Source organism: Bradyrhizobium sp. Crot121, from assembly GCF_059512385.1.
The window spans coordinates 1-793 of sequence record NZ_JCAMOR010000295.1 but is presented as its reverse complement, the minus strand read 5'-3'; the positions used below and the strand labels follow the sequence as shown (position 1 = coordinate 793).

The window sequence follows — 793 nt, the reverse complement described above, 5'->3', positions numbered from 1 at the left end:
CTAGGTCGTGTGGACAGTTACCTTATCCAGAGCAGAGTAGCGGCAATGGTGACAACGGCGAAGTAGTTTCGCGCGGTCTTTTCGTAGCGCGTGGCGACACGCCTGAACTGCTTCAATTTTGAGAAACAGCATTCGACGAGGTGACGCTCGGCGTAAAGGGGCTTGTTGAGCGGATATTTCTTGGTCCGCGAAGGATTATTTGGAATGACGGCCTGTGCGCCCTTTGCGGCGATGGCGGTTCTGAACGCGTCGGAATCGTAGGCCGCATCCGCCATGACGAACTCGGCTGCAAGACCCTCGACGAGGGGCTGGGCTTGTGGGGCATCGCCGGCTTGGCCTGCCGTCAGGAAGAAACGGACCGGACAGCCCAAGCCGCGGACGGCCATATGGATCTTAGTCGTCAGGCCGCCGCGCGATCGACCGATGGCCTGATTTTGAGCCCCCCTTTTGCGCCGCTGGCGTGCTGGTGGGCGCGGACGATGGTGGAATCGACGATCAGGTATTCAAAGTCCGGATCATCCGCCAGCGCCTCGAACATGCGCAGCCAGACCCCTTTGGCGCTCCATCGGCTGAAGCGCCGGAACACGCTATTCCAGTCGCCGAACGGTTCAGGCAGATCGCGCCACGGCGAGCCGGTGCGCACAATCCACAAAACGCCCTCAACGAACATCCGGTTATCGCGCCCCGTCGAACCGCGCTGGTCCGGCCGGCCGATGATCAAGCCGGATATTCGATCCCATTGCACATCGCTCAGAACCAGCCGATCCATGACACCCAAGGCTTCCTCCTAAAA

Annotated in this window: 1 pseudogene; it reads right to left on the bottom strand. The window is 60.5% G+C overall.

Annotated features, from left to right (window positions below):
• Window positions 1-17: 17 nt before the first annotated feature.
• Window positions 18-769: pseudogene (locus AC5ZGW_RS46615) on the bottom strand (IS5 family transposase).
• Window positions 770-793: the final 24 nt, after the last annotated feature.